The organism is Catellatospora sp. TT07R-123 (assembly GCF_018327705.1).
In the GTDB taxonomy this organism is placed as follows: domain Bacteria; phylum Actinomycetota; class Actinomycetes; order Mycobacteriales; family Micromonosporaceae; genus Catellatospora.
The window spans coordinates 3,847,968-3,872,531 of record NZ_BNEM01000002.1 but is presented as its reverse complement, the minus strand read 5'-3'; the positions used below and the strand labels follow the sequence as shown (position 1 = coordinate 3,872,531).

Here is a 24,564-nt window from a genome sequence, read left to right as displayed (position 1 = left end):
GGGTAAACCCTTGTCTGGACTCCCCGCTGTGCGGTAAGACACAGCGTCGTGTGGCGCGGTTGTCTTAGCGTCAACGACATTCAGCCGGATCCCATCGTCAGCTGGCGATGGGACCGACCCACGGGGGAGGTGGGTGGAATGACCCGGGCGCGGGTTCCACGCCCGCATGAAATCGCGGCCGCGCGCCGCGATCCGCGTCTGATGCGCGCGGTGCGGGAACGTCACGACAATGCCTGGCGGACCAGAGGTGCGTGCCAGGCCGCCGATCCGGAGACCTTCTTCCCGGCGCCGCTGGAGGCGGCCGACACAGCAGTGCAGCTGTGCGGTCGTTGCCCGGTGTCCGGGGCGTGTCTGGCCTGGGCGCTCAGCGTCGGGGACTGCCACGGGGTCTGGGGCGGCACGACCGCGCGGGAGCGCCGGGCGATGCTCGTCGCCTGGCGCACCGAGGAGTCGGCGGAGGAGACGCAGTTCGTCGCCTTCGGCCCTCAACCGGAGCTGGTGGTATCGGCCGGGCAGTTGCAGCCGCCGCGCCGTGCCGCCACGACCCGGCGGATCCCGACGCAGAGCCGGGCCGAACTGGCCCTGGTCACCCTCGGCGAGGCCGAGCGGGACGCCCGTCACGGCGTGCCGCTGCTGGCCAGGGAGCACGCTCACGCCGCATGATCGTCGGGTGCGCAACGGCACCCAGACCATCGAGACCGAACGCGGCCCGGCACGGGTCGACCTGACCGTGCCGGGCAGCCGCGCCGTCCCCGCCTCGCTGCTCGTGCTCGGGCACGGGGCGGGCGGCAGCGTGGACGCCCCAGACCTGACCGCCGTACGTGACGGCGCGCTGGCCGCGGGCGTCGCCGTGGCGCTGGTCACCCAGCCCTACCGCGTCGCCGGACGGCGCACCCCGCCCCCGGCCGGACACCTGGACGAGGCGTGGCGCGCGGTGCTGGAGGTGCTCACCGCGCAGGCCGGACGCGTGCCGGTGCTCGTCGGCGGGCGCTCCAGCGGGGCCCGGGTGGCCTGCCGGACCGCCGCCGAGGTCGGCGCGGCCGGGATCGTCGCCCTGGCGTTCCCGCTGCACCCGCCGGGCAGGCCGGAGCGCAGCCGCGCCGCCGAGCTGCTGACCGGGCTGCCGACACTGGTCGTCAACGGTGATCGTGACCCGTTCGGGGTGCCTGGTGCCACCCCGGGGGTGGAGATCGTTGTACTTGTCGGGGAGCGGCACGACCTGCGCCAGGCCCCGCACGCGGCGGCCGGGGCGGTGGTCGCGTTCCTGCGCGCCCACGGCTGGGCGCGCTGAGCCGCGGCCGTCCGGCCGGGTCCACGTGACGGGCGCCACCCGTGCGCGGCCGTCCGGAATGCGGGAGCCGACGACCGGTGTTGCACCCCGCGGGTAAGCCGGCGCACGCCGGCTCCAGGGCGAGAGGTGGTCGATGGTGCGAACCGGTACACGCTGCCTGGCACGGTCGAACGACGATCCGGTCCTGCGCGCGGTGGAGAACCTGCTCTCCGCGCCGCAGTGGCCCGCGCTGCTCGACTCCGACGCGGTCAGCGGTATTACCGCCGTGCCCGCGCCCCGGGTGCAGCTGTCATCGGTAGAGTCAGCCTCAGCGCAGCGGCCCGTCGTGGAGGAGCCGCAGCCGAAGAAACTGCAGAAGGTGGTTTCGCGGTTGACCAGCACCGACAGCGTAGAAGAGCGCCGTGCCCGCTTCGAGCGGGACGCGATGCCCTTCCTCGACCAGCTCTACGCGGCGGCGCTGCGCATGACGCGCAACCCGGCCGACGCCGAGGACCTGCTCCAGGAGACGTTCCTCAAGGCGTTCGCCGCGTTCCACCAGTTCGAGGACGGCACGAACCTCAAGGCGTGGCTCTACCGCATCCTCACGAACACCTTCATCAACTCGTACCGCAAGAAGCAGCGCCAGCCCATCCAGGCGCCGACGGACGAGATCACCGACTGGCAGCTGGCCGAGGCGGAGTCCCACACCTCGTCCGGTCTGCGCTCGGCCGAGACCGAGGCGCTGGACCGGCTGCCCGACAGTGACGTGAAGGAAGCCCTGCAGTCGCTGCCGGAGGAGTTCCGGCTGGCGGTCTACCTCGCCGACGTGGAAGGCTTCTCCTACAAGGAGATCGCCGACATCATGGGCACGCCGATCGGCACCGTGATGTCGCGGCTGCACCGCGGTCGACGGAATCTGCGTAACCTCCTGGAGGACTACGCCGCCGAGCGCGGCTTCACGGGTCAGCACGCTCGGGAGGCGTCATGAGCGACCATGAGGGCGGCGACTGCCGCGAGGTGCTCACGGAGGTATATCTCTACCTCGACCTGGAGTGCAGCGACGACCGCCGCTTCGTGATCAAGCAGCACCTCGATGAGTGCTCCCCCTGCCTGCGCGAGTTCGGCATCGAGCAGGAGGTCAAGGCGCTGGTCAACCGCTGCTGCGGGCAGGAGCAGGCGCCGAGCGAGCTCAAGGAGCGGCTGCGCGCGAAGCTGTCCGAGCTGGTCGTCGAGCACGAGACCGCCCGCGAGCCCGGCTGAGGCCGTACCCCCTGATGTCGAGAGAGCCGCCCGCACGGGCGGCTCTTTTCGTGCTCCGGGTCACGGCTGGGTAACGAACAGCGCGGGCATGCAGGGTCGGGCGCCGCCGGAGCCTCCTGTGTAGTGGAGGTGGCGGGTGGGACCCGATGTCGAACAGGAGTTCCGCGCGTTCGTGGCGCGGGCGACCCCGGAGCTTTTCCGGGTCGCGTTCGCGCTGACCGGGGCGCAGCATGCCGCCGAGGACCTGCTGCAGACCGCACTGGAGCGGCTGGTCACGCGCTGGCACCGGGTCGAGGACCCGGACGGGTACGTGCGCCGGGTCATGTACCACGAGTACGTGTCCTGGTGGCGGCGGCGCCGGTGGCGGGAGGTGCCGGTGGCGGTGCTGCCGGATCTGGACATCACCGACGATCCCGCTCAGCTCGTGGTGCTGCGGCGGGCGCTCGCCGGGGCGCTGCGGACGCTGGCGCCGCGCCAGCGCGCCGTGCTGGTGCTGCGCTATCTAGAGGACCGCAGCGAGGCGGAGGTGGCGGCGCTGCTCGGCTGCTCGGTCAAGACCGTGAGCAGCCAGGCGTCCCGGGCGATGGCGCAGCTGCGCGCCGCCTGCGGCCCATTCCTGGAGGTACGACCGAAGGACGGTGCGCGGTGATCGACCTCGACGACGAGCTGCGCCGTGGCCTCGGCGCGCTGGCCGACCGGGGCCAGGCGGTGGATCTCGGCTCGCGCGCCCTGGCGGGGGTGCGCCGCCGCCGGATCGTGCGCCGGGTGAGCGCGGCCGCGGTGGTGCTCGCGGTGCTGGCGGTGCTGGCCCCGGCGTACCTGCTGCGGCACGCCCGGACGGCGCCCGACGTGGCGGCCAGTGTCGCCGCGTCGCCGAGCGCCGGGCCGCCGCGCAGCCTGGTCGCCGCGTACGCCGATCAGGCCGGCGACTGGTGGCTGCTGGACCCGGCCCGGGGGGAGTACGCCCGGGTCGAGCACGGCTGGGCGGTCACCTCGGTCGCGCCGGGGCTGGGCAGCGCGACCGTGACCGACGGCCGGGCGCTCGGGGTGATGGGCCTGGCCGACCGGGTGGTGCGCCGCGTCGAGCTGCCGTTCACGTCGCCGGGCACCCCGGTGTGGTCGGCCGACGGCAGCCGCTTCGCGGTGCCGCCCGCGGCGGACCGGTACACCGACGCGCTGGTCGTCGAGGCCGGCTCGCTGCGGACGACGCCGGTCGAGCTGACCCGGTCGCCGGGGCGGTACGGGTACAGCCTGGCCTTCTGGGGCGACGACCTGGTGGCCGCGACGTACCTCGACCAGGTGACCCACGGGGTGGTGGTCACGATCGTGCGCGGCACGACGTACGTCGTCTTCGACGGCGAAGGCGGGCAGCGCTCGATGAGCGGGCCCGACTCCGGCGGGTCCGACCGGCCGCAGTGGCTCGACGCGGGTGCGGCGGCGCCGGGCCGGTCCGCCGTGGTGCGCAACGGGCGGGGGCAGGTCGACCTGGCCTACTACGAGCCGGGCACCCAGCGGCTCGGTCGCGGAACCGTCACGGTGCGCGGACCGCGGCTGTCGCCCGGCCAGACGTGGTCGGTCCGGGTGCTGTCGGCCCGCTCGGCGACCGAGATGGTGATCGAGCAGCGGGTGACCGACCGGCAGGGCCGCACCGTCTCGTACGGCGTGTACCTGGCCGACCTGGCCGCCGCCGCCCTGACCCCCCACCCCCTACCCGCTACCACCACCGACGCCCTGGTCGTCTCCACCACCGCCTTCCCCGCCGCGCTCACCCCCCTGGCCTGGTGATCACGGTGCCGGGGTGGGGACACACCGTCGAACACGGCCATAAGTTCATGATCGACGGGCCGGTCAGCGCAGGGCGAAGACGGGGCCGCGGGGGGTGAAGGGGAGGCGGGCGTGGGCGGGCATCAGGTAGGCGTGTTCGCGGCGGACGCGCAGGACGTCGCACTCGCCGTCGGTGATGATCAGGATGGGGCCGTCGGCGGGGAAGTCGTCGGCGCGTTCGAGGACGCGGATGCCGGGTTGGAGCTCGGTGCCGCCGCGGCCGCGTACGTGGACCCGGCCGGCGATCTCCTCGACCGGCAGGTAGCCCGCGTCGTAGGCGGCCGCGTCGCAGAACACGACCCGGGCCGCGGGCACGTCGCGGGCCAGGGCGTACGACGCGATCGCGCCCAGCGCCCGGCCCATCAGCTCGGCGCTCATCGAGCCGGAGGTGTCCAGCACGACCCCGAAGGTGCGCTGCCGCTCCAGCTGCTCGGGGTAGTACCGCCCCGGCCGGGGGATGTCCGGCGCCGAGGCCTGGCGCCGCGACGGGCGGGCGTACGTGCGCACCGGCTCCAGCGGGGTGAAGTACCGGTCGAACCACTGCGCCAGCTGCACGTCCCAGGGCGGGGGCGGGTTGTCCAGCACCCGGATCTCGGCGACCAGCCCGGCGGGCAGCAGCCCGCGCCGGCCCTGCTCGTGGTACGACAGGCCGGTGCACAGCGCGCGGCGGTAGAAGTCGTCGAGGTCGCCCGCGTGCCGGGCCTCCCCGGCGCCCGGGGCCGGGCGGTTCAGGATGTCGCCGAGGCCGCGTCCGCGCAGGGTGGCCAGCTTGCGGTAGCGGCGCAGGTTGGTGGTGATCTCGTCGTACACCTGCTCGCTGGACTTGCCCTTGAGCGCCGGGTCGTGGAGCAGGTCGTCGGGCACCTCGCCGACGCCCATCTCGACCAGCCAGCCGTTGATGACGAAGTCGGTGGCGACGTTCCACAGGTACGGGTCGCGCGGGCCGGTGCGCTCGCCGTGGCGCAGCGCCGCGTGCAGCATCTCGTGCGCCAGCACGAACCGGCACTGCGGCTCGGACAGCTTGTTCAGCGGGTTGACGTAGATCTCCCCGGCGGTCGCGTCGATCGCCGCGACGGAGATCTGCCAGGCGCGGGCGAGCTCCACGTCGGCCACGATCCGGAAACCGGCGGCGAGGGCTCCCAGCAGCGGGTACGACGAGACGAACCAGCTGCGCGCCTTCTCCCACGGGCTGTCGGGGTCGAGCTCGCCGTCGGGGCGGGTGCGCAGGTCGCCTGACGCGCGCACCGCCTCGGTGGCCGCGGCGGCCAGCCCGACGGCGAACAGCTCCGGCCAGGTCAGCGGCGGCGGCCCGGCGGTCCGCCCGGCGCGCGGCCCGTCCTCGGGCACGACGCCGGCCGGATCCTGGTCGGACCCGGTGCCGCCGCAGCCCAGCGCGCCGAGATCCGCGGGGACGGCGGTGTCGCGCCACAGCTGCGCCATCCGCTCCTCGTCACCGCCGGGCAGCTCGGCCGGGACCGCGAACGGCGGCTTGCCGAGCCGCAGCTGCTGCTGGAAGCGGGCCACCGCCACGCAGGCCGCGGCCTGGGCGGCCCGGTCGGTGCGGCGCCCCGGCTCCAGGTGGCCGAAGCCCAGGTGCAGCACGCAGTGGGTGAGGATCCAGGTCCACTCCTCGGCGGTGGCGCGCGCGGCGCTGTTGACCGTGATCCGCCCGTCCGGGTCGACCCGGGCGAAGCCGCGGGCCCGGCCCAGCTCCTCGTCCGGCGCCCAGTGCGTACGGATGCTGCGCCGCCAGCCCAGCCCGCCGGAGCTCATCGGGCGGAACATCGGCAGGTTGCTCACGGTCTGGACCGCCTCGGTGTAGGCCTCCGTGTTCGGGTCGGCCTTCGGCGGGGGACGGCGTCTCACCGGGCGGTCACACCCGGGCCGCGACCAGGCGCGGCAGGTCGCGGGTGACCTCGACCAGGAACCACGCGGGCAGCACCGGCCGGCCCTCGTCGTCGGCGGCCACCACGAGCTGCGCGCACTCCAGCGAGATCTCGGCCAGTTCGACCAGCAGCCCCTTGGCGCGCACCGCGAAGTCGCGTACCGCGCGGGAGGCGTGCTCACGGCTGGCGGGCAGCTCCTTGACCAGGCGGGCCCGGAACGTCTCGGCGAAGAAGTAGAGCAGGTCGCGGTCGGTGACCGCGCGGGGCCAGGACGCCTCGCCCCGGATGATCGCGTCGAGGCCGTACCGGTGGCGCACGGTCTTCACGTACGCGCAGAAGCCCGACGCGTGCGCCGCGGTGAGGGTGCCCCCGGCCAGCAGCCGCAGCGTCTCCTCCTCGACCCCCTCGCCGTACGAGGTGAGCGCGTCGGACAGCATGTGCCAGGAGCGCGGGCTGGAGAACGGCTCCTCGGTCTTGGGCGGCTGGGTCCACAGGTGGTCGGGCCGCTGGGTCAGGTAGTCCAGCACCCACGGGTGGATGGCGGATTCGGCGGCCCAGGCCAGCCAGTCGGTCGCCGAGGCCCGCAGGTGCACGTGGATCAGGCGGTTGACCAGGGCCGACGCCATCGGCCGGGCGAGGGCGTTGTCGGTGGCGCGGTTACCCGCTCCGATCACGATCGAACCGGCCGGCAGCTCGTACGAGCCGATGCGGCGGTCCAGGATCAGCGAGTAGAAGGCCTTCTGCACCTCGGGGCTGGACGCGTTCAGCTCGTCCAGGAACAGGCAGTAGGGCTCGGTGCGCGCGATCGACTCCGGCGGCGCGAAGCGGCTGCGGCCGTCGCGCAGCTCGGGCACGCCGATCAGGTCCTCGGCGGCGAGCTGGGTCCCGACGAGGGTGACGCAGGGCAGCCCGAGGGATTCGGCGAAGGCGCGGACCAGGGAGCTCTTGCCGATGCCGGGGGCGCCCCAGACGAACACGGGCCGGACCACCGCGACGTGCAGCAGCAGGTCGGGCAGCCGGGCGGGGGTGACGGTGAGCGCGGAGTGCACGACGGGCAATGCTCCGCCCCGCCGTGCACCCCGGCAACAGGATTAGCTGTTGGGTCGCTTGCCGTGGTTGGCCTTCGAGCCCTTGCGCTGCCTCTTCTTACGTGCGCGCTTGCCCATGGTCGACACCTCTTCTCCCTGACGGGTGCATGTCCGTCGAAATCCTATGCGCCGGTTGGCCGTCCGTGTTCCGGCGCTCCGTGATTGGATACGGACGTCTTACTTCAGCGAGGAAGGGGCAGGCGATGGCCGAGGAGATCCGGGCCGAGATGGTGGCGAACGTGTGGAAGGTCGTGGCGGCTGCCGGTGACGAGGTCTCCGACGGCGACACCCTGGTCATCCTCGAGTCGATGAAGATGGAGATCCCCGTCATCACCGAGTCCGACGGCGTCGTTTCCAAGATCGCCGTGAACGAGGGCGACGTCGTCCAGGAGGGCGACCTGATCGCCGTCATCGAATGACGGCCGGGATCGTCGTCCGGTCGGCCGTCCCCGCCGACCTGGACGAGATCGGCGAGCTGTCCGTCGCCGCGTACCGGGGTGACGGGCAGACCCGCGAGGGGCACCCGTACGAGGCGCACCTGCTCGACGCGGGCGCCCGTGCCGACCTGGGCGCGCTGCTGGTGGCGGCGGACGCCGCGACCGGCCGGGTGCTGGGCGCGGTCACGTTCGTGCTGGCGGGCACCCCGCTGGCGGAGGTCTCCAAGGCGGGGGAGGCCGAGTTCCGGATGCTGGCGGTCACGCCGTCGGCGCAGGGCCGCGGGGTCGGCGAGGCGCTGGTGCGCGCCTGCCTGGACCGGGCCGCCGAGGCGGGCTGCGCCACCGTCGTCATCTGCGTGCGCGACTTCGCGCGCGACGCCCAGCGCCTCTACGAGCGCCTGGGCTTCGAGCGGTTCCCCGAGCGCGACTGGTCGCCGCTGCCCGGGGTGACCCTGCTCGGGCTGCGCTATCCGCTCTGACCCGCGCGGTCGATCAGGTCCAGCGCGACCTCGACGGACGCCTCCTGGCGCTGGTCGTCGGTGATCTGCTCGTTCTCCAGCAGCAGCCAGCTCGCGTGCAGCGACATCACCGCCAGGCCGGCGCGCAGCCGGTCGGTCGGGCTGGCCGTGGCCGGGTCGGCGAGCAGGTCGATGACCTGGATGAACACCTCGCGCATGCGCGCGCCGTTCTGGGTGTGCTTGATCGCCGGCTGGTTCTGGTGGAAGAACTTCATGATCTGGTGGTGCTGGCCCCGGTAGAGCTGGTCGGCGTAGCGCTGGAGGAACTCGCGCCGGAACTGCGGGGTGCGCTCCTGCTGCTGGCCCCAGGCCACGATCTCTTTGATCTTCTCGAAGTGGTCGGCGCTGAAGCTGTCGACGATCTCTTCTTTGCTCTTGAAGTGGTAGTAGAGTGCGGCCTTCGTCACGCCGAGGCGCTCGGCGATCTCGCGCAGGGACGTGGCATCGTAGCCGTGCTCGGTGAACAGTTCGAGCGCGACGGCCTGGATGCGGGCCCGGGTGTCCGGCCGGCTCTCGGCGCGGTGCTCTGCAGGGTTCATCGCTGGCTCCGTTGTCGGGTGGACCACACTTCTCATCCTCCCGCGTTACTAGCTTGACGGGCGGCAAGTAAGTAACTTACCGTACGGCTAGTAAATTATCTAGCCGGGCGGCAAGTAAGCAAGCCGGTAATCAGAAGCGGAGCCTCCCCCGTGACCGAAGTCCTAGATCGGGCGTCATCCCCGACAATCCCCAAGCCGAACCTCAAGGTCGTGCTGCCCGGTCTGATGCTCGCCATCCTGCTGGCGATGCTCGACAACATGATCGTCGGTACCGCGATGCCGCGGATCGTCGGCGAGCTGGGCGGCCTGGACAAGCTCTCCTGGGTGGTCACGGCGTACGTGCTCGGCACCACCATCTCGACCCCGATCTGGGGCAAGCTCGGCGACCTGTACGGCCGCAAGACCATCTTCCTGACCTCGATCGTGATCTTCCTGATCGGCTCGGCCCTGTCGGGCGCCGCGGGCGAGATCGACCCGGCCTCGGGCATGACCCAGCTGATCGCCTTCCGGGCGCTGCAGGGCCTCGGCGGCGGCGGTCTGATGGTCGGCGCGATGGCGATCATCGGTGACCTCGTGCCCCCGCGCGAGCGCGGCAAGTACCAGGGCATGATGGCCGCGATCATGGGTGTCGCGATGATCGCGGGCCCGTTCATCGGCGGCTTCATCACCGACCACGCCGACTGGCGCTGGGCCTTCTACATCAACCTGCCCCTCGGCGGCGTCGGCCTGTTCGTGCTGGCCACCACCCTGCACCTGCCGAAGTACCGCACCGAGCACCGCATCGACTGGATCGGCGCCGCGCTGCTCAGCGTCGGCGTGACCGCGCTCGTCCTGATCACCACCTGGGGCGGCTCCAAGTACGCGTGGGGCTCGAAGGAGATCATCGGGCTGGCCGTCGCGGGCGTGCTGCTGCTGGGCGTCTTCCTGTGGACCCAGACCCGGGTTCCGGAGCCGATCCTGCCGCTGGGCATCTTCCGCAACCGCAACTTCAGCCTGGTCTCGATCATCGGCTTCATGGTCGGCTTCGCGATGTTCGGCGCGATCTCCTTCCTGCCGCTGTACATGCAGACCGTCCAGGGCGCCTCGGCGACCAACAGCGGCCTGCTGCTGCTGCCGATGATGGCGGGCATGATGGTGACCTCGGTCGTCGCGGGCCGCACCATCACCAAGACCGGCAAGTACCGGATCTTCCCGATCCTCGGCGGCGTGGTGCTCGCGGTCTCGATGTTCCTGCTCACCCGCCTGGACACCGACACCAGCCGGACCGAGTCGTCGATCTACATCCTGCTCCTGGGCATCGGCATGGGCTTCCTGATGCAGACCACCATGCTGATCGCGCAGAACAGCGTCGACCGCAAGGACCTGGGCGTCTCCAGCTCGACCGCGACGTTCGTCCGCTCCATCGGCGGCTCGTTCGGTGTGTCGCTGTTCGGCGCGGTGTTCATCAACCGCCTGAAGGACGACATCGCCGCCAACGTCCCGGCCGGCGCGGGCAGCTCGATGGGCAGCATCAACATCGGTGCGCTCCAGCCGACCCAGCTCGACGCCCTGCCGCCGGCGGTCAAGCAGATCGTGATCCACGGCATCTCGTTCGCGACCTCGGGCCTGTTCTGGTGGGCGCTGGGCTTCGCGATCCTGGTCCCGGTCGCGGCCTGGTTCATCAAGGAGGTGCCGCTGCGCGGCGCCGAGCCTGCCGCCGAGGGTGCCGAGGGCGAGGCCGAGCTGCGCCCGCTGGTCGCCATCGACTGATCCCGCAAGACCTGGCAGCCCCGGCGACCCGCCTGTCGCCGGGGCTGCCGCCTGTCCGGGGTCAGGGGCGGCGCAGGAGGCGGTCCAACCAGGAGCGCCGCGGCGGCGCGGGCAGTGCCCGGTGCGCCATCGGGGTGTACGGCCGGGGCCAGTGCCCGGCGCAGACGGCCCAGACCCGGGTCCGGACCGCCTCGTCCAGTCCCGGCGTGATGAAGGCGAGCTGCGCCACCGTCGCGCCGCCCTCGGCGGAGGCGGCCGCGTCGAAGCGCGCCGCGACCAGCTCGGCCACGTCGGCCCGGCAGTCCGGATCCACCCACGCGGCGGTGGCCAGGGCGTACAGTGCCGCCTCGGCGGCGCCGTCGGCCGGGCCGAACGCCAGGTCGACCAGCGTGCGGCGGCGGGTCGAGGTGGCCCACGGCTCGCCGGTGCGGTGGTGCAGCAGCCCGAGGCAGCACCACAGCTGCCGCCGCCGGGCGCCCGCGTCCCCGCCCTCGGCGGCGTGCAGCACGGCCAGCAGGTCCTCGGTGCGCAGCGACGACAGCCGGATCGCCAGGTCGTATCGCGAGGGCGGTGGCCCCCAGTCGAGGTCGAGCAGCGCGTCGAGCTCGCCGCCGCCGCGCAACGGGGCGGCCGGGCCGGACGGCGCGCCGGTCGGCGGCGGGACGTAGCCGAGCCACGGCAGCGCCTCGCAGCACTCGTCGAGGTCGAGGTGCTCGTGGCTGCCCGAGGGCTGGGCGCGCATGAAGTCGGCCAGCGCCACCAGGTGGCCGGGGTCGCCGTCGGCCAGGAACCGCAGCCGGTGTGCGGTGTGCACGGCGCAGTCGTACGTCGGGTCGCGCCGCACCGCCGCCTCGATCAGCCGCAGGCCCTCGTCGGGCCGCCCCGCCTCGGTCAGCCAGATGGCCAGGTCGGAGGTGACGGCCAGGTCGTCGGGGTCGTGCCGCTGCGCCGCCCGCATCGCCGCCACGGCCGCGTCGAGCTGCCCGTCCGCGCGCAGCGCGTTGGCCCGCCACATCTCGGTGAGCTTGCCCGACTCCAGGTACGCCCCGCGCTCGGCCCAGCGCAGCGCCAGCGGCACCGCGCCCATCCGCCGGGCCACCCCGGAGGCCGCCCCGTGCAGCAGCGCCGCGCGCGGGAACGCGGTCAGCGCCCGTTCGGCCAGCACGAGGTAGGCGCGGTTGGCCGCGGCGACCGGCGCGGGGGCCGGGTCGGGCAGCGCGCCGAGCACGGTCAGCAGCACGCCGACCAGGTGCTCGGGGTTGATCCGGCCCGGGTCCACCGCGTGCACCCAGGCGACGTCGGCCCAGGGCCGGGAGGGGTCGTGCGCGGTGGCCTGGGCCAGCAGCGACAGGGCGTCGACGACGTCCCCGCGCCGGGCCAGCACGTGCGCGTACGCCACGACCTGCCCGATGAACGCGCGCCGTCCGGGCCGGAACAGGGCGACGCCGCCGTCGTCGTCGCGCGCGGCCAGCCGGGCCAGCAGCTCGTGCGCCTCGGGAAGGGTCGGCTCGTGGGCCAGGGCCGCGCACAGGTGGTTCGCGGCGTGCTCGAAGTCCTGCTCGTCCCAGGCCAGGGCGGCGAGGGCGAGTTCGCCCAGCGCCTCCTGGTGCGGGTCGTCGACGCCGTCCGACATGGGTTCCTCCCCTCGATGGCAGACAGGCTAGAGCAATGAGCGCCGATGTGTGAGCCTGCTCATTAGTGCGCGCAGTGTTGCCCTTGCGGGCGTAATCGTGCAAGACTGCGCACGAACTGAGCGGCGACTGCGCAGTGCGGTGGAACCGCCCCGATGCGCGACGGAGAATGGTGGGGATGGACATGGTGGAGCGCGGGAACGGGATGGCGACCGACATCGCCGAGCAGCCGCAGGTGATGGCGGGTCTGCTGGAGCCGGCCCACGCCGGTGCCATCGCGCAGGTCGCCAAGGTGATCGCGCAGCGCCAGCCCAAGCACGTGGTGTTCGTGGCCCGCGGCACCTCCGACCACGCCGCGCTGTACGGGTCGTACCTCACCGAGATCCGTCTCGGCCTGCCCGCCGGGCTCGCCTCGCCGAGCGCGATCACCCTCTTCGGCGCCCGCCCCGACCTGTCGCACGCGCTGGTCGTCGGCGTCTCCCAGAGCGGCGGCTCGCCCGACCTCACCGAGGTCGTCCGCGTGGCCCGCGAGGCCGGGGCGCTCACGCTGGCCGTCACCAACGCGCCCGACTCGGTGCTGGCGCAGACCGCCGAGCTGTCGATCGACGTGGCCGCCGGGCACGAGCGCGCCGTGGCGGCGACCAAGACGTACACCGCGGAGCTGTTCGCGCTGCTCCAGCTGGTCGAGGGCATCCGCGGCGGCGGCACGCTGCCCGCCGAGGAGCAGGCCGCCCTGGCCGCCCTGCCCGAGCTGGCCGCGCAGACCCTCGCCGACCCCACCGCCGCCGAGCTCGCGGCCCGCTACCGGTTCGCCGCGCGGATGGTGACCACCGGCCGCGGCTACGCGTACCCGTCGGCGCGCGAGGCGGCGCTGAAGCTCATGGAGACCTCGTACCTGCCCGCGCTGGCGTTCTCCGGCGCGGACCTGCTGCACGGCCCGCTGGCGATGACCCAGCCCGACGTGCCGGTGCTGGCGTTCGTCGGCAACGGCCCCGGCGGGCAGGCCATGCGCGACGTGCTGGCCCGGCTCGACGAGCGCAGTGCCGACGTGGTCGCGGTCGGCCCCGAGCAGGTCGCCGGGGCGCACGCGCAGCTGCCGGTGCCCGCCGTGGACGAGCGCTACGCCCCGCTGCTGGAGATCCTGCCGGTGCAGCAGCTGGTCATGGAGCTGGCGCTGGCCCGGGGCAACGACCCGGACGCCCCGCGCGGGCTGAAGAAGGTCACCACCACGCTCTGATGCCGGGGCTGAGCCGTTCCCGGCTCGGCGTCGCCGCAGGGTGCGGGCATGAGAGGCTTCACTCGTGTCGACACTGCGTGAGCTGGTGGAGGAGCACACCTCCCTGGGACCGGCCGATATCGATCATCTGCACCGGCTCGCCGGGGACTGGCAGCTGATCTCCGACCTGTCCTTCGCGGATCTGCTGCTGTGGGTGCCGGTGGACAACCACGCGGCCGGGTCGCCCGCGTTCCTGTGCGTCGCGCAGGTGCGCCCGACCACGGCACCCACGGCATACCAGGACGACCAGGTCGGCCGGATCTCGCACGGTGCCGAGGTGGCCCACCTGGCGGTGGCGCGCGAGCAGGGCCGGATCTGGCGCGAGGGCGACCCGGTCTGGTACGGCGACACCCCCGCCCGCCACGAGGCCATCCCGGTGCGCCGCCGCAGCGCCGACGGCGAGGCGGGCGACGTCATGGCCGTCGTCGGCCGCGACACCAACCTCTCCACCGCCCGCACCCCGAGCCAGCTCGAACTGAACTACCTGACCACCGCCGACGACCTGGCCCAGATGATCGCCGACGGCACGTTCCCGGCAACCCGGCACGCGGGGGAGACCACGTCGGCCCCGCGCGTCGGCGACGGCCTGATCCGGCTGGACGGCAGCGGCAAGGTCACGTACGCCTCGCCCAACGCGCAGTCGGCGATCCGGCGCCTGGGCTTCTCGGCCCACCTGGTCGGCGAGGACCTGGCCGCGCTGTTCAACCGGCTCGCCGAGGACCCGCTGGAGGGTTCGGAGGCCAGCAACCGCATCCTCGGCGCGCTGCGCGGGGACGCGCCGCCGCGCAAGGAGATCGAGGCGCGTACGGCCACCGTGCTCAGCCGCGCGCTGCCGCTGATGCCCGCCGGGGTGCCGATCGGCGCGCTGGTGCTGGTGCGCGACATCACCGAGGTGAAGCGGCGCGACCGCGCGCTGATCACCAAGGACGCGACCATCCGCGAGATCCACCACCGGGTCAAGAACAACCTCCAGACGGTGGCGGCGCTGCTGCGGTTGCAGGCCCGGCGGGTGACCCTGCCCGAGGCGCGGGCCGCGCTGGAGGAGTCGGTGCGCCGGGTCGCCTCGATCGCGCTGGTGCACGAGACGCTGGCGATGTCGGCCGACGAGGCGGTCGAGTTCGACGGGATCGTGGACCGGGTGGCCAACGCGGCGGCCGAGGTGGCGTCGCCGGAGTCGCCGGTGCGCACGCGCCGGGACGGCACCTTCGGCGTGCTGCCCGCCGAGATCGCCACCCCCCTGGTGATGGTGCTCAACGAGCTGCTGCTCAACGCGGTCGAGCACGGGTTCGAGGCGGTCGGGGGCAGTGTGCCCAGCGGCGCCGAGGTGGTGGTGCACGTGGAGCGGGCCCGCCGGGAGCTGCGGGTGGTGGTGGCCGACAACGGCCGCGGGCTGCCCGAGGACTTCGACCCGACCGCGAACAAGCGGCTCGGGCTCCAGATCATCCGTACGCTCACCACCGGCGAGCTGCGCGGCAGCATCGAGCTGCGCAACCGCGAGGGCGGCGGCACCGAGGCGGTCCTGACCGTCCCGCTGGCCCGGCGCGAGCGCTGAGCGCGCCGCCGTTCACGAGCCTTTAACGACGGGCGCCGCCGGGGCCGGTGATGCCCGCGTGGCGGGAGCGATCTGCGTCACGTGCGCGTCAGTATGTGGGACGTCGCGCCGACGATGATTGGCACGGGGTCGGCGGCCGTGAGAGAGTGACTGCATGACTCCCGCTGCCAGCCGCCGCCTGATGGGGCTCGGGCTCACCGCCCGCCGCCACATCGACTTCGGCCGCGTCCGCAGCGCCATCTGTCCGGCCGGCTGAGCGCCCGGTCCGTTTTCTCTTTCTTGAAACCGGGCGCGACCCCCGCGCCGAAGCATCCACATGCTTGAATCCGCGTGATCCGCGGAGCGGCGCGCAGGGCGCGTCCTCGCTCTAGCCGATCACAGGAGGACGCTGCGATGGCAGCACCAGCAGCAAGCACGCCGGCAGCCACCACCCCGGGCCGGGCTGCGCGCAAGCCGCGCGGAGAGGGTCAGTGGGCGCTGGGCCACCGCGAGCCCCTCAACCCCAATGAGCGCACGAAGAAGGACGACAACGGGCTCAACGTGCGCGCCCGCGTCGAGAACATCTACGCCCACCGCGGCTTCGACTCGATCGACCCGGCCGACCTGCGCGGCCGGCTCCGCTGGTGGGGGCTCTACACCCAGCGCAAGCCCGGCATCGACGGCGGGCGCACCGCGGTCCTGGAGCCGCACGAGCTCGACGACGAATACTTCATGATGCGCGTCCGCATCGACGGCGGTCAGCTCGACCTGGCCCAGCTGCGCGCGGTCGCGAACGTGTCGATCAAGTACGGCCGGGACACCGCCGACATCACCGACCGCCAGAACGTCCAGCTGCACTGGGTGCGGATCGAGGACGTGCCGGCGATCTGGCGGGAGATCGAGGCGGTCGGCCTGTCCAGCACCGAGGCCTGCGGCGACACCCCGCGCGTGGTCATGGGCAGCCCGGTGGCGGGCGTCAGTGCCGACGAGGTGCTCGACGGCACCCCGGCCATCCAGGAGATCGTCGAGAAGTACATCGGCGACCCGGCGCTGTCCAACCTGCCGCGCAAGTTCAAGTCCGTGGTCTCCTGGCTGGCCGACGTGCCGTACGAGGCCAACGACATCTCGTTCCTCGGCGTCGTGCACCCGGAGCACGGCCCCGGCTTCGACCTGTGGGTCGGTGGCGGCCTGTCCACCAACCCGATGCTGGCCCAGCGCCTGGGCGCCTGGATCCCGCTGCACGAGGTCGCCGAGGTGTACGCGGCGGTCGCCCGCCTGTTCCGCGACTACGGCTACCGCCGCCTGCGCGCCCGGGCCCGGATCAAGTTCCTGATCGCCGACTGGGGCGTGGAGAAGTTCCGCCAGATCCTGGAGGACGAGTTCCTCGGCCGCAAGCTCGTCGACGGTCCGGCGCCGGTGCTGCCCGAGCACGCCATCGACCACATCGGCGTGCACCGCCAGCGCGACGGGAAGTTCTACGTCGGCGTCGCCGCCGTGGCCGGGCGGGTCAGTGGCACGGTGCTGGCGCAGGTCGCCGACATCGCCGAGGCGCACGGGTCGGGGCGGGTGCGGCTGACGCCGTACCAGAAGCTGCTCGTCCTCGACGTCGCCGAGGAGCAGGTGGAGTCGCTGGTCGCGGCGCTGGACGCGATCGGGCTCCAGGCCCGGCCGTCGAGCTTCCGGCGCGACACGATGGCCTGCACCGGCATCGAGTTCTGCAAGCTGGCCATCGTCGAGACCAAGGCGACCGCGGCCAGGACCGTGGCGCACCTGGAGCAGGTGTTCGGCCGGATCGACGGCTCGGTCTCGATCAACGTCAACGGCTGCCCGAACGCCTGCGCCCGCACCCAGGTCGCCGACATCGGGCTCAAGGGCCAGCTGGTCCCGGGCCCGAACGGCGAGATGGTCGAGGGCTTCCAGGTGCACCTGGGCGGTGCGCTGAGCATGGCGCAGGGCCAGAACCCGAACTTCGGCCGCAAGCTGCGCGGCCTCAAGACCACCGCCGACGAACTGCCCGAGTACGCCGAGCGCCTGGTGCGCCGGTACCTCGACGGCCGCAAGGACGCGACCGAGCCGTTCGCCGAATGGGTGCTTCGCGTGGACGAAGAGGAACTTCGATGAGCGAGGGTGCTCAACGCGCGGTGCCGTACTACTGCCCGTTCTGCGGCGAGGAGCAGTTCCTGCGGCCGCACGCGGGCCCGGAGACAGACGACGACGAGCCCGCGCCCTCGACGCACGGGCAGTGGGAGTGCCGGGCCTGCCGACGGGTGTTCGCGCTGAAGATGTTGGGCCTGCTGGGGAGGGAGACGCCGTGACCGTGCAGGCGCGTCGCACCACCGAGGAACTGATCGAGCTCGCCACCCGCGCGGGCAAGGAGCTGGAGGGCGCCCCGACCGAGGAGATCATCGGTTGGGCCGCCGCCACCTTCGGAGCCCGCTTCTGCATCACCAGCTCGTTCGCCGACGCGGTGCTCGCGCACGTCGCGGGGCGGGTCGTGCCCGGGATCGAGGTGGTCTTCCTGGACACCGGACTGCACTTCGGCGAGACGCTGCGGGTGCGCGACATCGCCTCGCGCACCATCCCGGTGACGGTGCGCACGGTGCGCCCGGAGCTGTCCCTGGCCGAGCAGGACGAGCAGTACGGCCCCCACCTGTACTCCCGCGACCCGGACTCCTGCTGCTACCTGCGCAAGGTGCGGCCGCTGGAGCAGGCGCTGGCCGAGTACGAGGCCTGGGGCGCCGGCCTGCGCCGCGACGAGTCGCCCAGCCGGGCGAACACGCCCGTGGTGCACTTCGAGCACGCCCGCGGCAAGGTCAAGGTCAACCCGCTGGCCAACTGGACCCAGGCCGACGTCGACGACTACATCGCCGCCCACGACGTGCCGGTCAACCAGCTGCTCAACCAGGGTTACGGCTCGGTCGGCTGCTGGCCGTGCACCCGCCGCGTCGAGCCGGGCGAGGACGCCCGCGCCGGGCGCTGGGCCATGTTCGACAAGACCGAATGCGGCCTGCATGCCGCGTGAGGTCATGATCCATCCGCTGGCGCCGGCGGGGGAGCCGATCCCGCTGGTGCTGGTGGCGCACGGCTCGCGCGATCCGCGCGCGCAGGCGTCCACCCGGGCGCTGGCGCGCGGGGTCGCCGCGGCGCGCCCCGGGCTGGACGTGCGCTCGGCCTTCCTCGAACTGGCCGAGCCGACCCCGGCCCAGGTGCTGTCGGCGCTGCGCGCCGGCGGTGCCCCCGCCCCGATCGTGGTGCCGGTGCTGCTGACCCGCGCCTACCACGGCCGGGTGGATCTGCCGGCCCAGGTCGCGGGCTTCGACTGCGCGATCGCGGACACCCTCGGCACGGTGTCGGAGCCGCTGCTGGCCGGGCTGGTGCGGCGGCTGCGCGAGGCGTGTCCGGAATACGACGCGGTGGTGCTGGCCGCGGCGGGCACCAGCGTCGCCTCCGGCCGGGCCACCGTGGCCGGGGTCGCGGCGGAGCTGGGGCGGCGGCTCGGGGTGCCGTGCGAGGTGGCGTACGCCAGCGCGGGCGGTCCGGGCGGGGCCGACGCGGTCGCCGCACTGCGGGCGGCGGGAGCGCGGCGGGTGGCCGCCGCGGCGTACTTCCTCGCGCCCGGTCGGCTGTACGACACGGTGATGTCCGATGCGCTACAGGCGGGCGCCGTGGGGGCGGCGGCGCCGCTGGGGGCGGCCAGAGAGCTCGTACGGCTTGTGCTGGCAGCAGCGGATGCCGCGGCACCGCAGCTCGCGCTGACGGCCGCCTGAGGGCCGTTTCCAACGATTTGCGCTCAGTGCCACTCTCCCGATACCGTGCGTGAGTTGGCCGGGCAACGTAAAAGCCCCGGAGCAACAATGCTCATCGGGGCTTTCTACGTTTTGTGGCGGTGGTGCGAGCGGTGTTGCGGGTTGTTGCTCAGAGAGAGTGTGCGCGGACCCGAAGGCCGCCACGGCGCTTGACAGCGCGCCGCTCCTCTTCGCTCATCCCGCCCCAGACGCCGGCGTCCTGGCCCGTCTCCAGCGCCCACTTCAGGCACTCGTCGACGACGGGGCAACGACGGCACACCGCCTTGGCCTGCTCGACCTGAAGAAGAGCGGGGCCAGACGTCCCGATCGGGAAGAACAGCTCCGGGTCTTCGTCACGGCAGACTGAATGGTGGCGCCAGTCCATGGCGGAAACACTCCTTGCTGGTGATGGCAGTGGGACATGCTGAGGCTTGTTGGTACGTTGCGGGCTTCTCTGTATGCGAACGCGCGTGAGGCGATTTGGATGCGATCCAGTCATCACTGACCGCTACCGAAACCGGCGGCGCGTATACGGGCAACAGATTCAGCGCTCGGTACGCTTGTGAATGCTTTCACGAACTCCCGCGATGTCAAGGGGGGTGCTCGAAATTAGGACAGACGGGTGAGCAAGCTCACGACCGATTTGTCCAGATCACCGGGCGTGACCCCAGACCCCGACTAGCGACAGTCAGTGATCAATGTAGTACCGCCGGTTAGGCGTCGCCAGTGTTTCCAGTGTGTGTCACGTGTGCCCATCGACACAGATGCGCGGCGGATCCCCGTGTCGCGGCGCTTCTTAGCAGATTACGCGCAGGGCCCCGGGCACCGAGGTGAATTTCACCTTTTCGCGCTCACCGAGATAATCGCCGTCGAGCTGGAACGCCTGCGGCGTGTCGCAACGGACCTCGAATTCCGCCAGGTCGTGCCGGATCATCACCTTGTCGCCGTCCATGTCTGATCGTTCGGCGGGATCGTCCGGCTGACGGGACAGCATCTGGGTGACCGTATGAAGGGTGCTGGGCAGGTGGAGGCCCCGCAGCGCCAGTACATCGAGCCCCGTGTCGAACGACGCGCGGGCGCTGGCGTGGATCGGGCGCTCGCCCAGATACGTCCACGGCGCGGTGTTCTGCACGATCACGTTCGCGAGCCCGGCCTCGCTCTCCTCGCCCGGCTCGGCCAGCGTCAGCCCCGGCCGGCGGCGGCCCGGATCGAAGAAGTACTGGCCCAGCGTCGAGCGCAGATACAACCCCGGCGTCGAGCGGCGGCCCTTGCGGCGGGCCTGCTCCACCCGGCGCACCACGGCGGCGTCCAGCCCGATCCCGGCGCAGAAGGTGAAGTAGCGGTCGTCGGCCCGGCCCAGCCCGACCCGGCGGTGCCGGCCCTCGCGCAGCGCGTGCAGGATCACGGCCGTCGCGTCGACCGGGGTGCGCGGCAGGCCCAGCGCGCGCACGAACACGTTGGTGGATCCGCCGGGCACCACGGCCAGGGCCGGGGTCTGTTCGCCGCGCTCCGCGGCCATCAGGCCGTTCACGACCTCGTTGACGGTGCCGTCCCCGCCCAGGGCGACCACCACGTCCATGCCCGCCGTCGCGGCGTCGCGGGCCAGGTCGAACCCGTGCCCCCGGCGCCGGGTGTAGCCCATGGTCAGGTCCATCCGGCTGCGCAGCGCGTCGGCGAGCACGTCCCGCGTGCGCGCGCTGGTGGTGGTGGCCTTCGGGTTCACGACGAGCAGACCTCGCATGCCCGGCAATGTACCGGTCCGGCCCACCTGCCCTAACCCCTGGTCCGCACTCCGTGACCCACCGCTCGCGCCGCGGCCCCGCGCGCCCGGCCCGCCCGGCGCGCTCCCAGCGCGCTCCCTGCGCCTCGAACGGTGTGCACGGGTGCAGTTTCGGGGAAAGTGCGGCCGTCCGGGCCAAGATTCCCGCACTTTCCCCGAAACTGCCCGACGGCGCCGCGGGGCGGTAGGGCGTGCTTGGGCGGAGGGGGAGCGGGCGGGGATGGCGCGCTAGGGTCTCGGGAGCGAAAGGGGAACCATGTCCGACTCCGGCTCGACCACGACCCGGCTTCCCGCGTCCCTGCTGGGCGCGGTGGCCCTGCTGGTGCTGCAGGCCCTGGCGGTGACGGTGGTCGCGGGCGTGCTCCTGTACGCGGACCTGACCGCCGAGGCGACCGACATGCGCATCGCGGCGGGTGTGACGGTGTTCGCGGTGGCGATCGCGGCCTGGCTCGGCGTGGGTGCCCGCCTCCTGCTGCGCCGGAGCCCCCGCGCCCGAGGCCCGGTACTGGCCCTGGAGCTGCTCCTGCTCGCCCCGGCCTACTTCATGATCACCGGTGGTCAGCCCCTGCTCGGCTGGACCGTCCTGGCCGTCTCCGGCGGCGTCATCGCCTGCGTCCTGGCCCCCGCCACCACCCGCACCCTCGGCTGGTAACCCCACCCACCCTCCCGCCCCGGCCGGTAGCCCGCCCCGCCCGGCGGGTAGCCCGCTCGGCCGGCGGGTAGCCCGCCCGGCCGGTAGCCGCCGCCCCTCCCGCCCCGTCGCCGGGGCCGCCCCGCCCCTCACCGTTGATCATGAACTTATGGCCGTGTTCGACGGCGTGTCGCGTGCACAACTTCCTGATCGACTCCATGGCCAGCGGCGCCCGAGGTTCTTCCTGCCCGGAACCCGTGATCTTCTGGCGATGATCGCCGTTTGAGGTCACGGGGTGCGTTCCAGCCACAGTTTGTGGCCGAGAACGGCGATCATCGGCGGGCGCGGCGTGGGCTGCCGCAGCACGGGGCGTGAGCGCGCCGCCCGGCCGTGGCGGGTCAGGAGTGGGGGAGTTCGGTGACCAGTCGGATGCTGGCGCTATCGGCGGACTGCTCGACCTCGACCCGCGAGGTCAGTCCGTTGAGCACCTTCCAGACGAAGGCCGAGCCGTCGGGCAGCCGTTTGCGGCCGTCGACCGGGGCGGAGACGACCACGCCCAGCTCCGCCTCGCCGATCTCGAACCGGCAGTGCAGGTCGGCACCGGACGGTGCGATGACCAGCAGCATCGCGCAGGCCTCGTCGACCGCGATGCGAAGATCTTCGATCTTGTCGCCGGCGAACCGCAGTCGGGCCGCGAGCCCGGCCGTGGCCGTACGCAGGATGCCGAGCCAGCCGCCGTCAGCGGGCACGGTGACCGCCACGACGTTGTCCGCGAGCGGCACCGCCGTACTGTGCAGAATCTGACTCACCTCGCCAACCCCCCGGCGCGGAGCCTAGCTCATGGCCGGGCACCTGCGCGCGTTCTGCGGCGGGCTGAATCCCGCACGCGCGGCCGGTACGCGGCCTCCCGGTGTGCCGCCCACGCTGGCCGCACACCGGGAGGATCGGCCGCGATCAGGCCTGCTTGGTCTCCCAGAAGATCTTGGAGATCTCCTCGATCTTGCCCAGCAGCTGCTCGGCCACGGCCGGGTCGGCCTGGCCCTTCGCGCCACCCGCGCCGGCCAGCTTGGTGGCCTCGTTGAACAGCTGGTGCAGCTGCGGGTACTTCTCGAAGTGCGGGGCCTTGAAGTAGTCGGTCCACAGCACCCACAGGTGGTGCTTGACGAGCTCGGCCCGCTGCTCCTTGATCACCAGCGCCCGGGTACGGAACTCGGGGTCGGTGTTGGCCTGGTACTTCTCGCAGATGGCCTTGATCGACTCGGCCTCGATCCGGGCCTGCGCCGGGTCGTACACGCCGCAGGGCAGGTCGCAGTGCGCGCTGACCACCGTGCGCGGCTTGAAGAACTGCATCAGGTCCTCCATGAGATGCGGTAGGTCTGAACGGGACAATGATCCCCAGGTCGACCCTATACCGGTGAGGAGAACACATTGCGTTGGCCGCTGTATCCCGTCATCGTGCGGGGACCGTCCATGGTGCCCACGTTCCGGCACGGCGACATGCTGCTCGTGTGTCGCGGCGGCCGGGCGGTCCGGCCGGGCGACGTGGTGATCGCACGCTTCCGTACCCGGCCTGACCTGCTGGTAATCAAGCGGGCCGAGTCGGCTCGCGACGGCGGGTGGTGGCTTCGCGGCGACAACGACCTGGTCGCCGACGACTCCCGGGCGTACGGCGTGGCCGACGTCGTCGGCCGGGTGGTGCTGCGCTACTGGCCCCGTCCCCGGGTGCGTCTGGGCAAGGGAGTGTGAAAAATCCGCCAACCGGACACCCCGGTCGTTGATCATGTATACGACCAGGAATAAACTCCTGACCTCGGGAGAACCCCGTGAACTCCGCCGCGCCGTGTCAACGCTGACCCGTCGTTGATCTCGACCGGCCCGTGTGTTGAGACTATGGGAGTCCACCGTGGAGCATCCGGCGTTCGAACGGCACCGAGGCGGCAAGATGGTCGTCGCCAGCACCGTGCCCCTGGCCACTCGAGAAGACCTGTCCCTGGCGTACACCCCGGGTGTCGCGCTCGTCTGTGAGGCGATCGCGCAGGACCCGTCGCTGGCGTACGACTACACCTGGGTGGGGCACACCGTCGCGGTCGTCACCGACGGTTCGGCCGTACTCGGCCTGGGCAACATCGGGCCCAAGGCCGCGCTGCCCGTGATGGAGGGCAAGGCGGTCCTGTTCAAGCAGTTCGGCGGGGTCGACGCGGTGCCGGTCTGCCTGGACACGCAGGACCCCGACGAGATCGTGGCGATCGTGAAGGCGCTCGCGCCGAGCTTCGGCGGCATCAACCTGGAGGACATCTCCGCGCCGCGCTGCTTCGACATCGAGCGGCGGCTGGTGGAGGCGCTGGACATCCCCGTGTTCCACGACGACCAGCACGGCACCGCCGTGGTGGTGTTCGCCGCCCTGCGCAACGCCGCGACGCTGACCGAGCGCAAGCTCGGCGACCTGCGCGTGGTCATCTCCGGCGCCGGCGCGGCAGGCGTCGCGGTGGCGAAGATGCTGATGGCGGGCGGGGTCGACCCGGCCGCGCTGGTGGTGTGCGACTCGCGCGGCGCGATCCACCTGGGGCGGCCCGACCTGGTCGCGGGCTCGGCAAAAGCTGAGCTCGCCGAGCGTACGAACGCTGAGGGGGTGCGCGGCGACATCGCCGCCGCGCTGTCCGGTGCCGACGTGCTGATCGGAGTGTCCGGCGGGCAGATCCCGGAGGAGGCGGTCGCCGGGATGGCGCCGGGCGCCATGATCTTCGCGCTGGCCAACCCGACGCCCGAGGTGCACCCGGAGGTCGCCGCGCGGTACGCCGCGATCGTCGCGACCGGGCGCAGCGACTTTCCGAACCAGATCAACAACGTGCTCGCGTTCCCGGGCATCTTCCGGGGTGCGCTGGAGGCCCGCGCCACCCGGATCACCGAGGGGATGAAACTGGCCGCGGCGATCGCCATCGCCGACGTGGTCGCCGCCGACCTGAGCCCCGACGCGATCGTGCCCAGCCCGCTGGACCCGCGCGTGGCCCCGGCCGTGGCGGCGGCCGTAGCCGACGCCGCCCACCGCGACGCCGTCACCCGCTGACCCATCCCAGCCCACCTCGCCCGTCCCGCGTCGCGAGACCCCGCCCGTCACGCCTGACGGCGCACGCCTAACGGCGCACGTCAACGCCTACCGGCGCACGGCGCCCACTTGTCATAGACGTTGGCCTATCACATCGACTGATCGAAGATCGAACTCAACGAGATAGGCCAACGTCTATGACGAAACGGGGTGGGTCGGCGGGCGCTCGGTCGTGGCTTGGCCGGCATGTCCCGCGATCGCCCGGCAGCTTGCCCGATCCCGGGTGGCGGGCGGGGCGGGCGGGCACGGGTGGGCT

Annotated in this window: 26 protein-coding genes and 1 pseudogene; 18 read left to right on the top strand and 9 right to left on the bottom strand. The window is 72.5% G+C overall.

The annotated features are described in order from the left end of the window. Positions 1–138 precede the first annotated feature (138 nt). The 6 genes and pseudogenes from Cs7R123_RS37075 to Cs7R123_RS37050 form a co-directional block, all read left to right on the top strand. Positions 139–600: pseudogene (locus Cs7R123_RS37075) on the top strand (WhiB family transcriptional regulator); the annotation flags it as partial. A 70-nt stretch (positions 601–670) separates the two neighbouring features. Further along, positions 671–1,291 carry an alpha/beta family hydrolase gene (locus Cs7R123_RS37070; RefSeq protein WP_212833599.1) on the top strand — a complete coding sequence of 207 codons (621 nt, stop codon included), beginning with the start codon at positions 671–673 and terminating at the stop codon, positions 1,289–1,291. A gap of 136 nt (positions 1,292–1,427) precedes the next feature. Further along, positions 1,428–2,258 carry a sigma-70 family RNA polymerase sigma factor gene (locus Cs7R123_RS37065; protein ID WP_280517350.1) on the top strand — a complete coding sequence of 277 codons (831 nt, stop codon included), beginning with the start codon at positions 1,428–1,430 and terminating at the stop codon, positions 2,256–2,258. Continuing rightward, positions 2,255–2,530 carry a mycothiol system anti-sigma-R factor gene (gene rsrA, locus Cs7R123_RS37060; protein ID WP_212833597.1) on the top strand — a complete coding sequence of 92 codons (276 nt, stop codon included), beginning with the start codon at positions 2,255–2,257 and terminating at the stop codon, positions 2,528–2,530. Before Cs7R123_RS37065 ends, rsrA begins: the two co-directional genes overlap by 4 nt. A 136-nt stretch (positions 2,531–2,666) precedes the next feature. Beyond that, entirely contained in the window at positions 2,667–3,179 is a 513-nt protein-coding gene (locus Cs7R123_RS37055) for a SigE family RNA polymerase sigma factor (protein ID WP_212833595.1), read from the top strand. Beyond that, a complete protein-coding gene (locus Cs7R123_RS37050; RefSeq protein WP_212835147.1) occupies positions 3,176–4,315 on the top strand; it encodes a hypothetical protein in 1,140 nt (379 codons plus the stop codon). The genes Cs7R123_RS37055 and Cs7R123_RS37050 overlap by 4 nt, the downstream gene beginning before the upstream one ends. 63 nt (positions 4,316–4,378) lie before the next feature. Here Cs7R123_RS37050 and Cs7R123_RS37045 read toward each other — a convergent pair whose 3' ends face one another. Genes Cs7R123_RS37045 through Cs7R123_RS41165 form a run of 3 tightly spaced genes read right to left on the bottom strand, consistent with a single transcriptional unit; the run spans position 4,379 to position 7,406 of the window. Then, positions 4,379–6,220: a hypothetical protein gene (locus Cs7R123_RS37045; protein WP_374707076.1), complete on the bottom strand. Its 1,842-nt coding sequence runs from the start codon at positions 6,218–6,220 to the stop codon at positions 4,379–4,381. Between the two features lie 7 nt (positions 6,221–6,227). Next, positions 6,228–7,289, bottom strand: coding sequence for an ATP-binding protein (locus Cs7R123_RS37040; protein WP_212833593.1), 1,062 nt, complete (start codon positions 7,287–7,289; stop codon positions 6,228–6,230). Between the two features lie 42 nt (positions 7,290–7,331). After that, on the bottom strand, positions 7,332–7,406 hold the full coding sequence (locus Cs7R123_RS41165; RefSeq protein WP_372451756.1) for a 50S ribosomal protein bL37: 75 nt from the start codon (positions 7,404–7,406) through the stop codon (positions 7,332–7,334). 125 nt (positions 7,407–7,531) lie between these two features. Between Cs7R123_RS41165 and Cs7R123_RS37035 the strand changes: the two genes are divergently transcribed. Both Cs7R123_RS37035 and Cs7R123_RS37030 read left to right on the top strand, forming a co-directional pair. Further along, positions 7,532–7,747, top strand: coding sequence for a biotin/lipoyl-binding carrier protein (locus Cs7R123_RS37035; RefSeq protein ID WP_212833591.1), 216 nt, complete (start codon positions 7,532–7,534; stop codon positions 7,745–7,747). Continuing rightward, entirely contained in the window at positions 7,744–8,244 is a 501-nt protein-coding gene (locus Cs7R123_RS37030) for a GNAT family N-acetyltransferase (RefSeq protein ID WP_212833589.1), read from the top strand. The genes Cs7R123_RS37035 and Cs7R123_RS37030 overlap by 4 nt, the downstream gene beginning before the upstream one ends. Here Cs7R123_RS37030 and Cs7R123_RS37025 read toward each other — a convergent pair. Then, a complete protein-coding gene (locus Cs7R123_RS37025) occupies positions 8,232–8,822 on the bottom strand; it encodes a TetR/AcrR family transcriptional regulator (RefSeq protein ID WP_212833587.1) in 591 nt (196 codons plus the stop codon). The two genes, Cs7R123_RS37030 and Cs7R123_RS37025, sit on opposite strands and share 13 nt — an antisense overlap. A 150-nt stretch (positions 8,823–8,972) precedes the next feature. Between Cs7R123_RS37025 and Cs7R123_RS37020 the strand changes: the two genes are divergently transcribed. Continuing rightward, positions 8,973–10,571: an MDR family MFS transporter gene (locus Cs7R123_RS37020; protein ID WP_374707075.1), complete on the top strand. Its 1,599-nt coding sequence runs from the start codon at positions 8,973–8,975 to the stop codon at positions 10,569–10,571. 61 nt (positions 10,572–10,632) lie between these two features. Here Cs7R123_RS37020 and Cs7R123_RS37015 read toward each other — a convergent pair whose 3' ends face one another. Continuing rightward, positions 10,633–12,204, bottom strand: coding sequence for a tetratricopeptide repeat protein (locus tag Cs7R123_RS37015; protein ID WP_212833584.1), 1,572 nt, complete (start codon positions 12,202–12,204; stop codon positions 10,633–10,635). A gap of 203 nt (positions 12,205–12,407) precedes the next feature. Between Cs7R123_RS37015 and Cs7R123_RS37010 the strand changes: the two genes are divergently transcribed. The 6 genes from Cs7R123_RS37010 to Cs7R123_RS36985 all read left to right on the top strand — a co-directional run bounded on the left by Cs7R123_RS37010 (position 12,408) and on the right by Cs7R123_RS36985 (position 18,776). Beyond that, entirely contained in the window at positions 12,408–13,439 is a 1,032-nt protein-coding gene (locus Cs7R123_RS37010) for an SIS domain-containing protein (protein WP_212834988.1), read from the top strand. A 64-nt stretch (positions 13,440–13,503) separates the two neighbouring features. Next, complete coding sequence (locus Cs7R123_RS37005; protein ID WP_212833582.1) at positions 13,504–15,030, top strand: sensor histidine kinase; 1,527 nt, start codon at positions 13,504–13,506, stop codon at positions 15,028–15,030. Positions 15,031–15,423: 393 nt separating this feature from the next. Continuing rightward, the gene (locus tag Cs7R123_RS37000) at positions 15,424–17,130 is read left to right on the top strand and encodes a nitrite/sulfite reductase (RefSeq protein ID WP_212833579.1); all 1,707 of its coding nucleotides are present in this window, start codon (positions 15,424–15,426) and stop codon (positions 17,128–17,130) included. Next, positions 17,127–17,324 (top strand): hypothetical protein, encoded by a 198-nt coding sequence (locus Cs7R123_RS36995; protein ID WP_212833578.1) that lies wholly within the window; start codon positions 17,127–17,129, stop codon positions 17,322–17,324. The genes Cs7R123_RS37000 and Cs7R123_RS36995 overlap by 4 nt, the downstream gene beginning before the upstream one ends. Beyond that, the gene (locus tag Cs7R123_RS36990; protein ID WP_244872379.1) at positions 17,321–18,031 is read left to right on the top strand and encodes a phosphoadenylyl-sulfate reductase; all 711 of its coding nucleotides are present in this window, start codon (positions 17,321–17,323) and stop codon (positions 18,029–18,031) included. Before Cs7R123_RS36995 ends, Cs7R123_RS36990 begins: the two co-directional genes overlap by 4 nt. Continuing rightward, positions 18,021–18,776 (top strand): sirohydrochlorin chelatase, encoded by a 756-nt coding sequence (locus Cs7R123_RS36985; protein WP_244872378.1) that lies wholly within the window; start codon positions 18,021–18,023, stop codon positions 18,774–18,776. Before Cs7R123_RS36990 ends, Cs7R123_RS36985 begins: the two co-directional genes overlap by 11 nt. A gap of 148 nt (positions 18,777–18,924) precedes the next feature. On the opposite strand, the gene Cs7R123_RS36980 is transcribed toward Cs7R123_RS36985, so the two are convergent. Together Cs7R123_RS36980 and Cs7R123_RS36975 are read right to left on the bottom strand one after the other, a co-directional pair. After that, on the bottom strand, positions 18,925–19,179 hold the full coding sequence (locus Cs7R123_RS36980) for a WhiB family transcriptional regulator (protein ID WP_212833575.1): 255 nt from the start codon (positions 19,177–19,179) through the stop codon (positions 18,925–18,927). Positions 19,180–19,590: 411 nt separating this feature from the next. Next, on the bottom strand, positions 19,591–20,535 hold the full coding sequence (locus tag Cs7R123_RS36975; protein WP_212833573.1) for a diacylglycerol kinase family protein: 945 nt from the start codon (positions 20,533–20,535) through the stop codon (positions 19,591–19,593). 295 nt (positions 20,536–20,830) lie between these two features. Here Cs7R123_RS36975 and Cs7R123_RS36970 point away from each other — a divergent pair, with 295 nt between their 5' ends. Continuing rightward, complete coding sequence (locus Cs7R123_RS36970; RefSeq protein WP_212833571.1) at positions 20,831–21,226, top strand: hypothetical protein; 396 nt, start codon at positions 20,831–20,833, stop codon at positions 21,224–21,226. A 377-nt stretch (positions 21,227–21,603) separates the two neighbouring features. Here the strand turns inward: Cs7R123_RS36970 and Cs7R123_RS36965 are convergent, their stop codons facing one another. After that, on the bottom strand, positions 21,604–22,005 hold the full coding sequence (locus Cs7R123_RS36965) for an anti-sigma regulatory factor (RefSeq protein WP_212834982.1): 402 nt from the start codon (positions 22,003–22,005) through the stop codon (positions 21,604–21,606). A gap of 154 nt (positions 22,006–22,159) precedes the next feature. After that, the gene (gene sodN, locus Cs7R123_RS36960; RefSeq protein WP_212833569.1) at positions 22,160–22,555 is read right to left on the bottom strand and encodes a superoxide dismutase, Ni; all 396 of its coding nucleotides are present in this window, start codon (positions 22,553–22,555) and stop codon (positions 22,160–22,162) included. A 78-nt stretch (positions 22,556–22,633) separates the two neighbouring features. On the opposite strand from sodN, the gene Cs7R123_RS36955 reads away from it, so the two are divergent. Then, positions 22,634–22,951, top strand: coding sequence for a S26 family signal peptidase (locus Cs7R123_RS36955; protein ID WP_280517349.1), 318 nt, complete (start codon positions 22,634–22,636; stop codon positions 22,949–22,951). A 196-nt stretch (positions 22,952–23,147) separates the two neighbouring features. Beyond that, positions 23,148–24,269, top strand: coding sequence for an NADP-dependent malic enzyme (locus Cs7R123_RS36950; protein WP_212834981.1), 1,122 nt, complete (start codon positions 23,148–23,150; stop codon positions 24,267–24,269). Positions 24,270–24,564 lie beyond the last annotated feature (295 nt).

Bases quoted from the DNA above. Each gene is read 5' to 3' on its own strand.
- rsrA (WP_212833597.1), top strand. From the start codon at position 2,255: ATGAGCGACCATGAGGGCGGCGACTGCCGCGAGGTGCTCACGGAGGTA.
- Cs7R123_RS37035 (WP_212833591.1), top strand. From the start codon at position 7,532: ATGGCCGAGGAGATCCGGGCCGAGATGGTGGCGAACGTGTGGAAGGTC.
- Cs7R123_RS37030 (WP_212833589.1), top strand. From the start codon at position 7,744: ATGACGGCCGGGATCGTCGTCCGGTCGGCCGTCCCCGCCGACCTGGAC.
- Cs7R123_RS37025 (WP_212833587.1), bottom strand. From the start codon at position 8,822: ATGAACCCTGCAGAGCACCGCGCCGAGAGCCGGCCGGACACCCGGGCC.
- Cs7R123_RS37015 (WP_212833584.1), bottom strand. From the start codon at position 12,204: ATGTCGGACGGCGTCGACGACCCGCACCAGGAGGCGCTGGGCGAACTC.
- Cs7R123_RS37010 (WP_212834988.1), top strand. From the start codon at position 12,408: ATGGCGACCGACATCGCCGAGCAGCCGCAGGTGATGGCGGGTCTGCTG.
- Cs7R123_RS37000 (WP_212833579.1), top strand. From the start codon at position 15,424: ATGGCAGCACCAGCAGCAAGCACGCCGGCAGCCACCACCCCGGGCCGG.
- Cs7R123_RS36995 (WP_212833578.1), top strand. From the start codon at position 17,127: ATGAGCGAGGGTGCTCAACGCGCGGTGCCGTACTACTGCCCGTTCTGC.
- Cs7R123_RS36985 (WP_244872378.1), top strand. From the start codon at position 18,021: ATGCCGCGTGAGGTCATGATCCATCCGCTGGCGCCGGCGGGGGAGCCG.
- Cs7R123_RS36980 (WP_212833575.1), bottom strand. From the start codon at position 19,179: ATGGACTGGCGCCACCATTCAGTCTGCCGTGACGAAGACCCGGAGCTG.
- Cs7R123_RS36975 (WP_212833573.1), bottom strand. From the start codon at position 20,535: ATGCGAGGTCTGCTCGTCGTGAACCCGAAGGCCACCACCACCAGCGCG.
- Cs7R123_RS36970 (WP_212833571.1), top strand. From the start codon at position 20,831: ATGTCCGACTCCGGCTCGACCACGACCCGGCTTCCCGCGTCCCTGCTG.
- sodN (WP_212833569.1), bottom strand. From the start codon at position 22,555: ATGCAGTTCTTCAAGCCGCGCACGGTGGTCAGCGCGCACTGCGACCTG.
- Cs7R123_RS36950 (WP_212834981.1), top strand. From the start codon at position 23,148: ATGGTCGTCGCCAGCACCGTGCCCCTGGCCACTCGAGAAGACCTGTCC.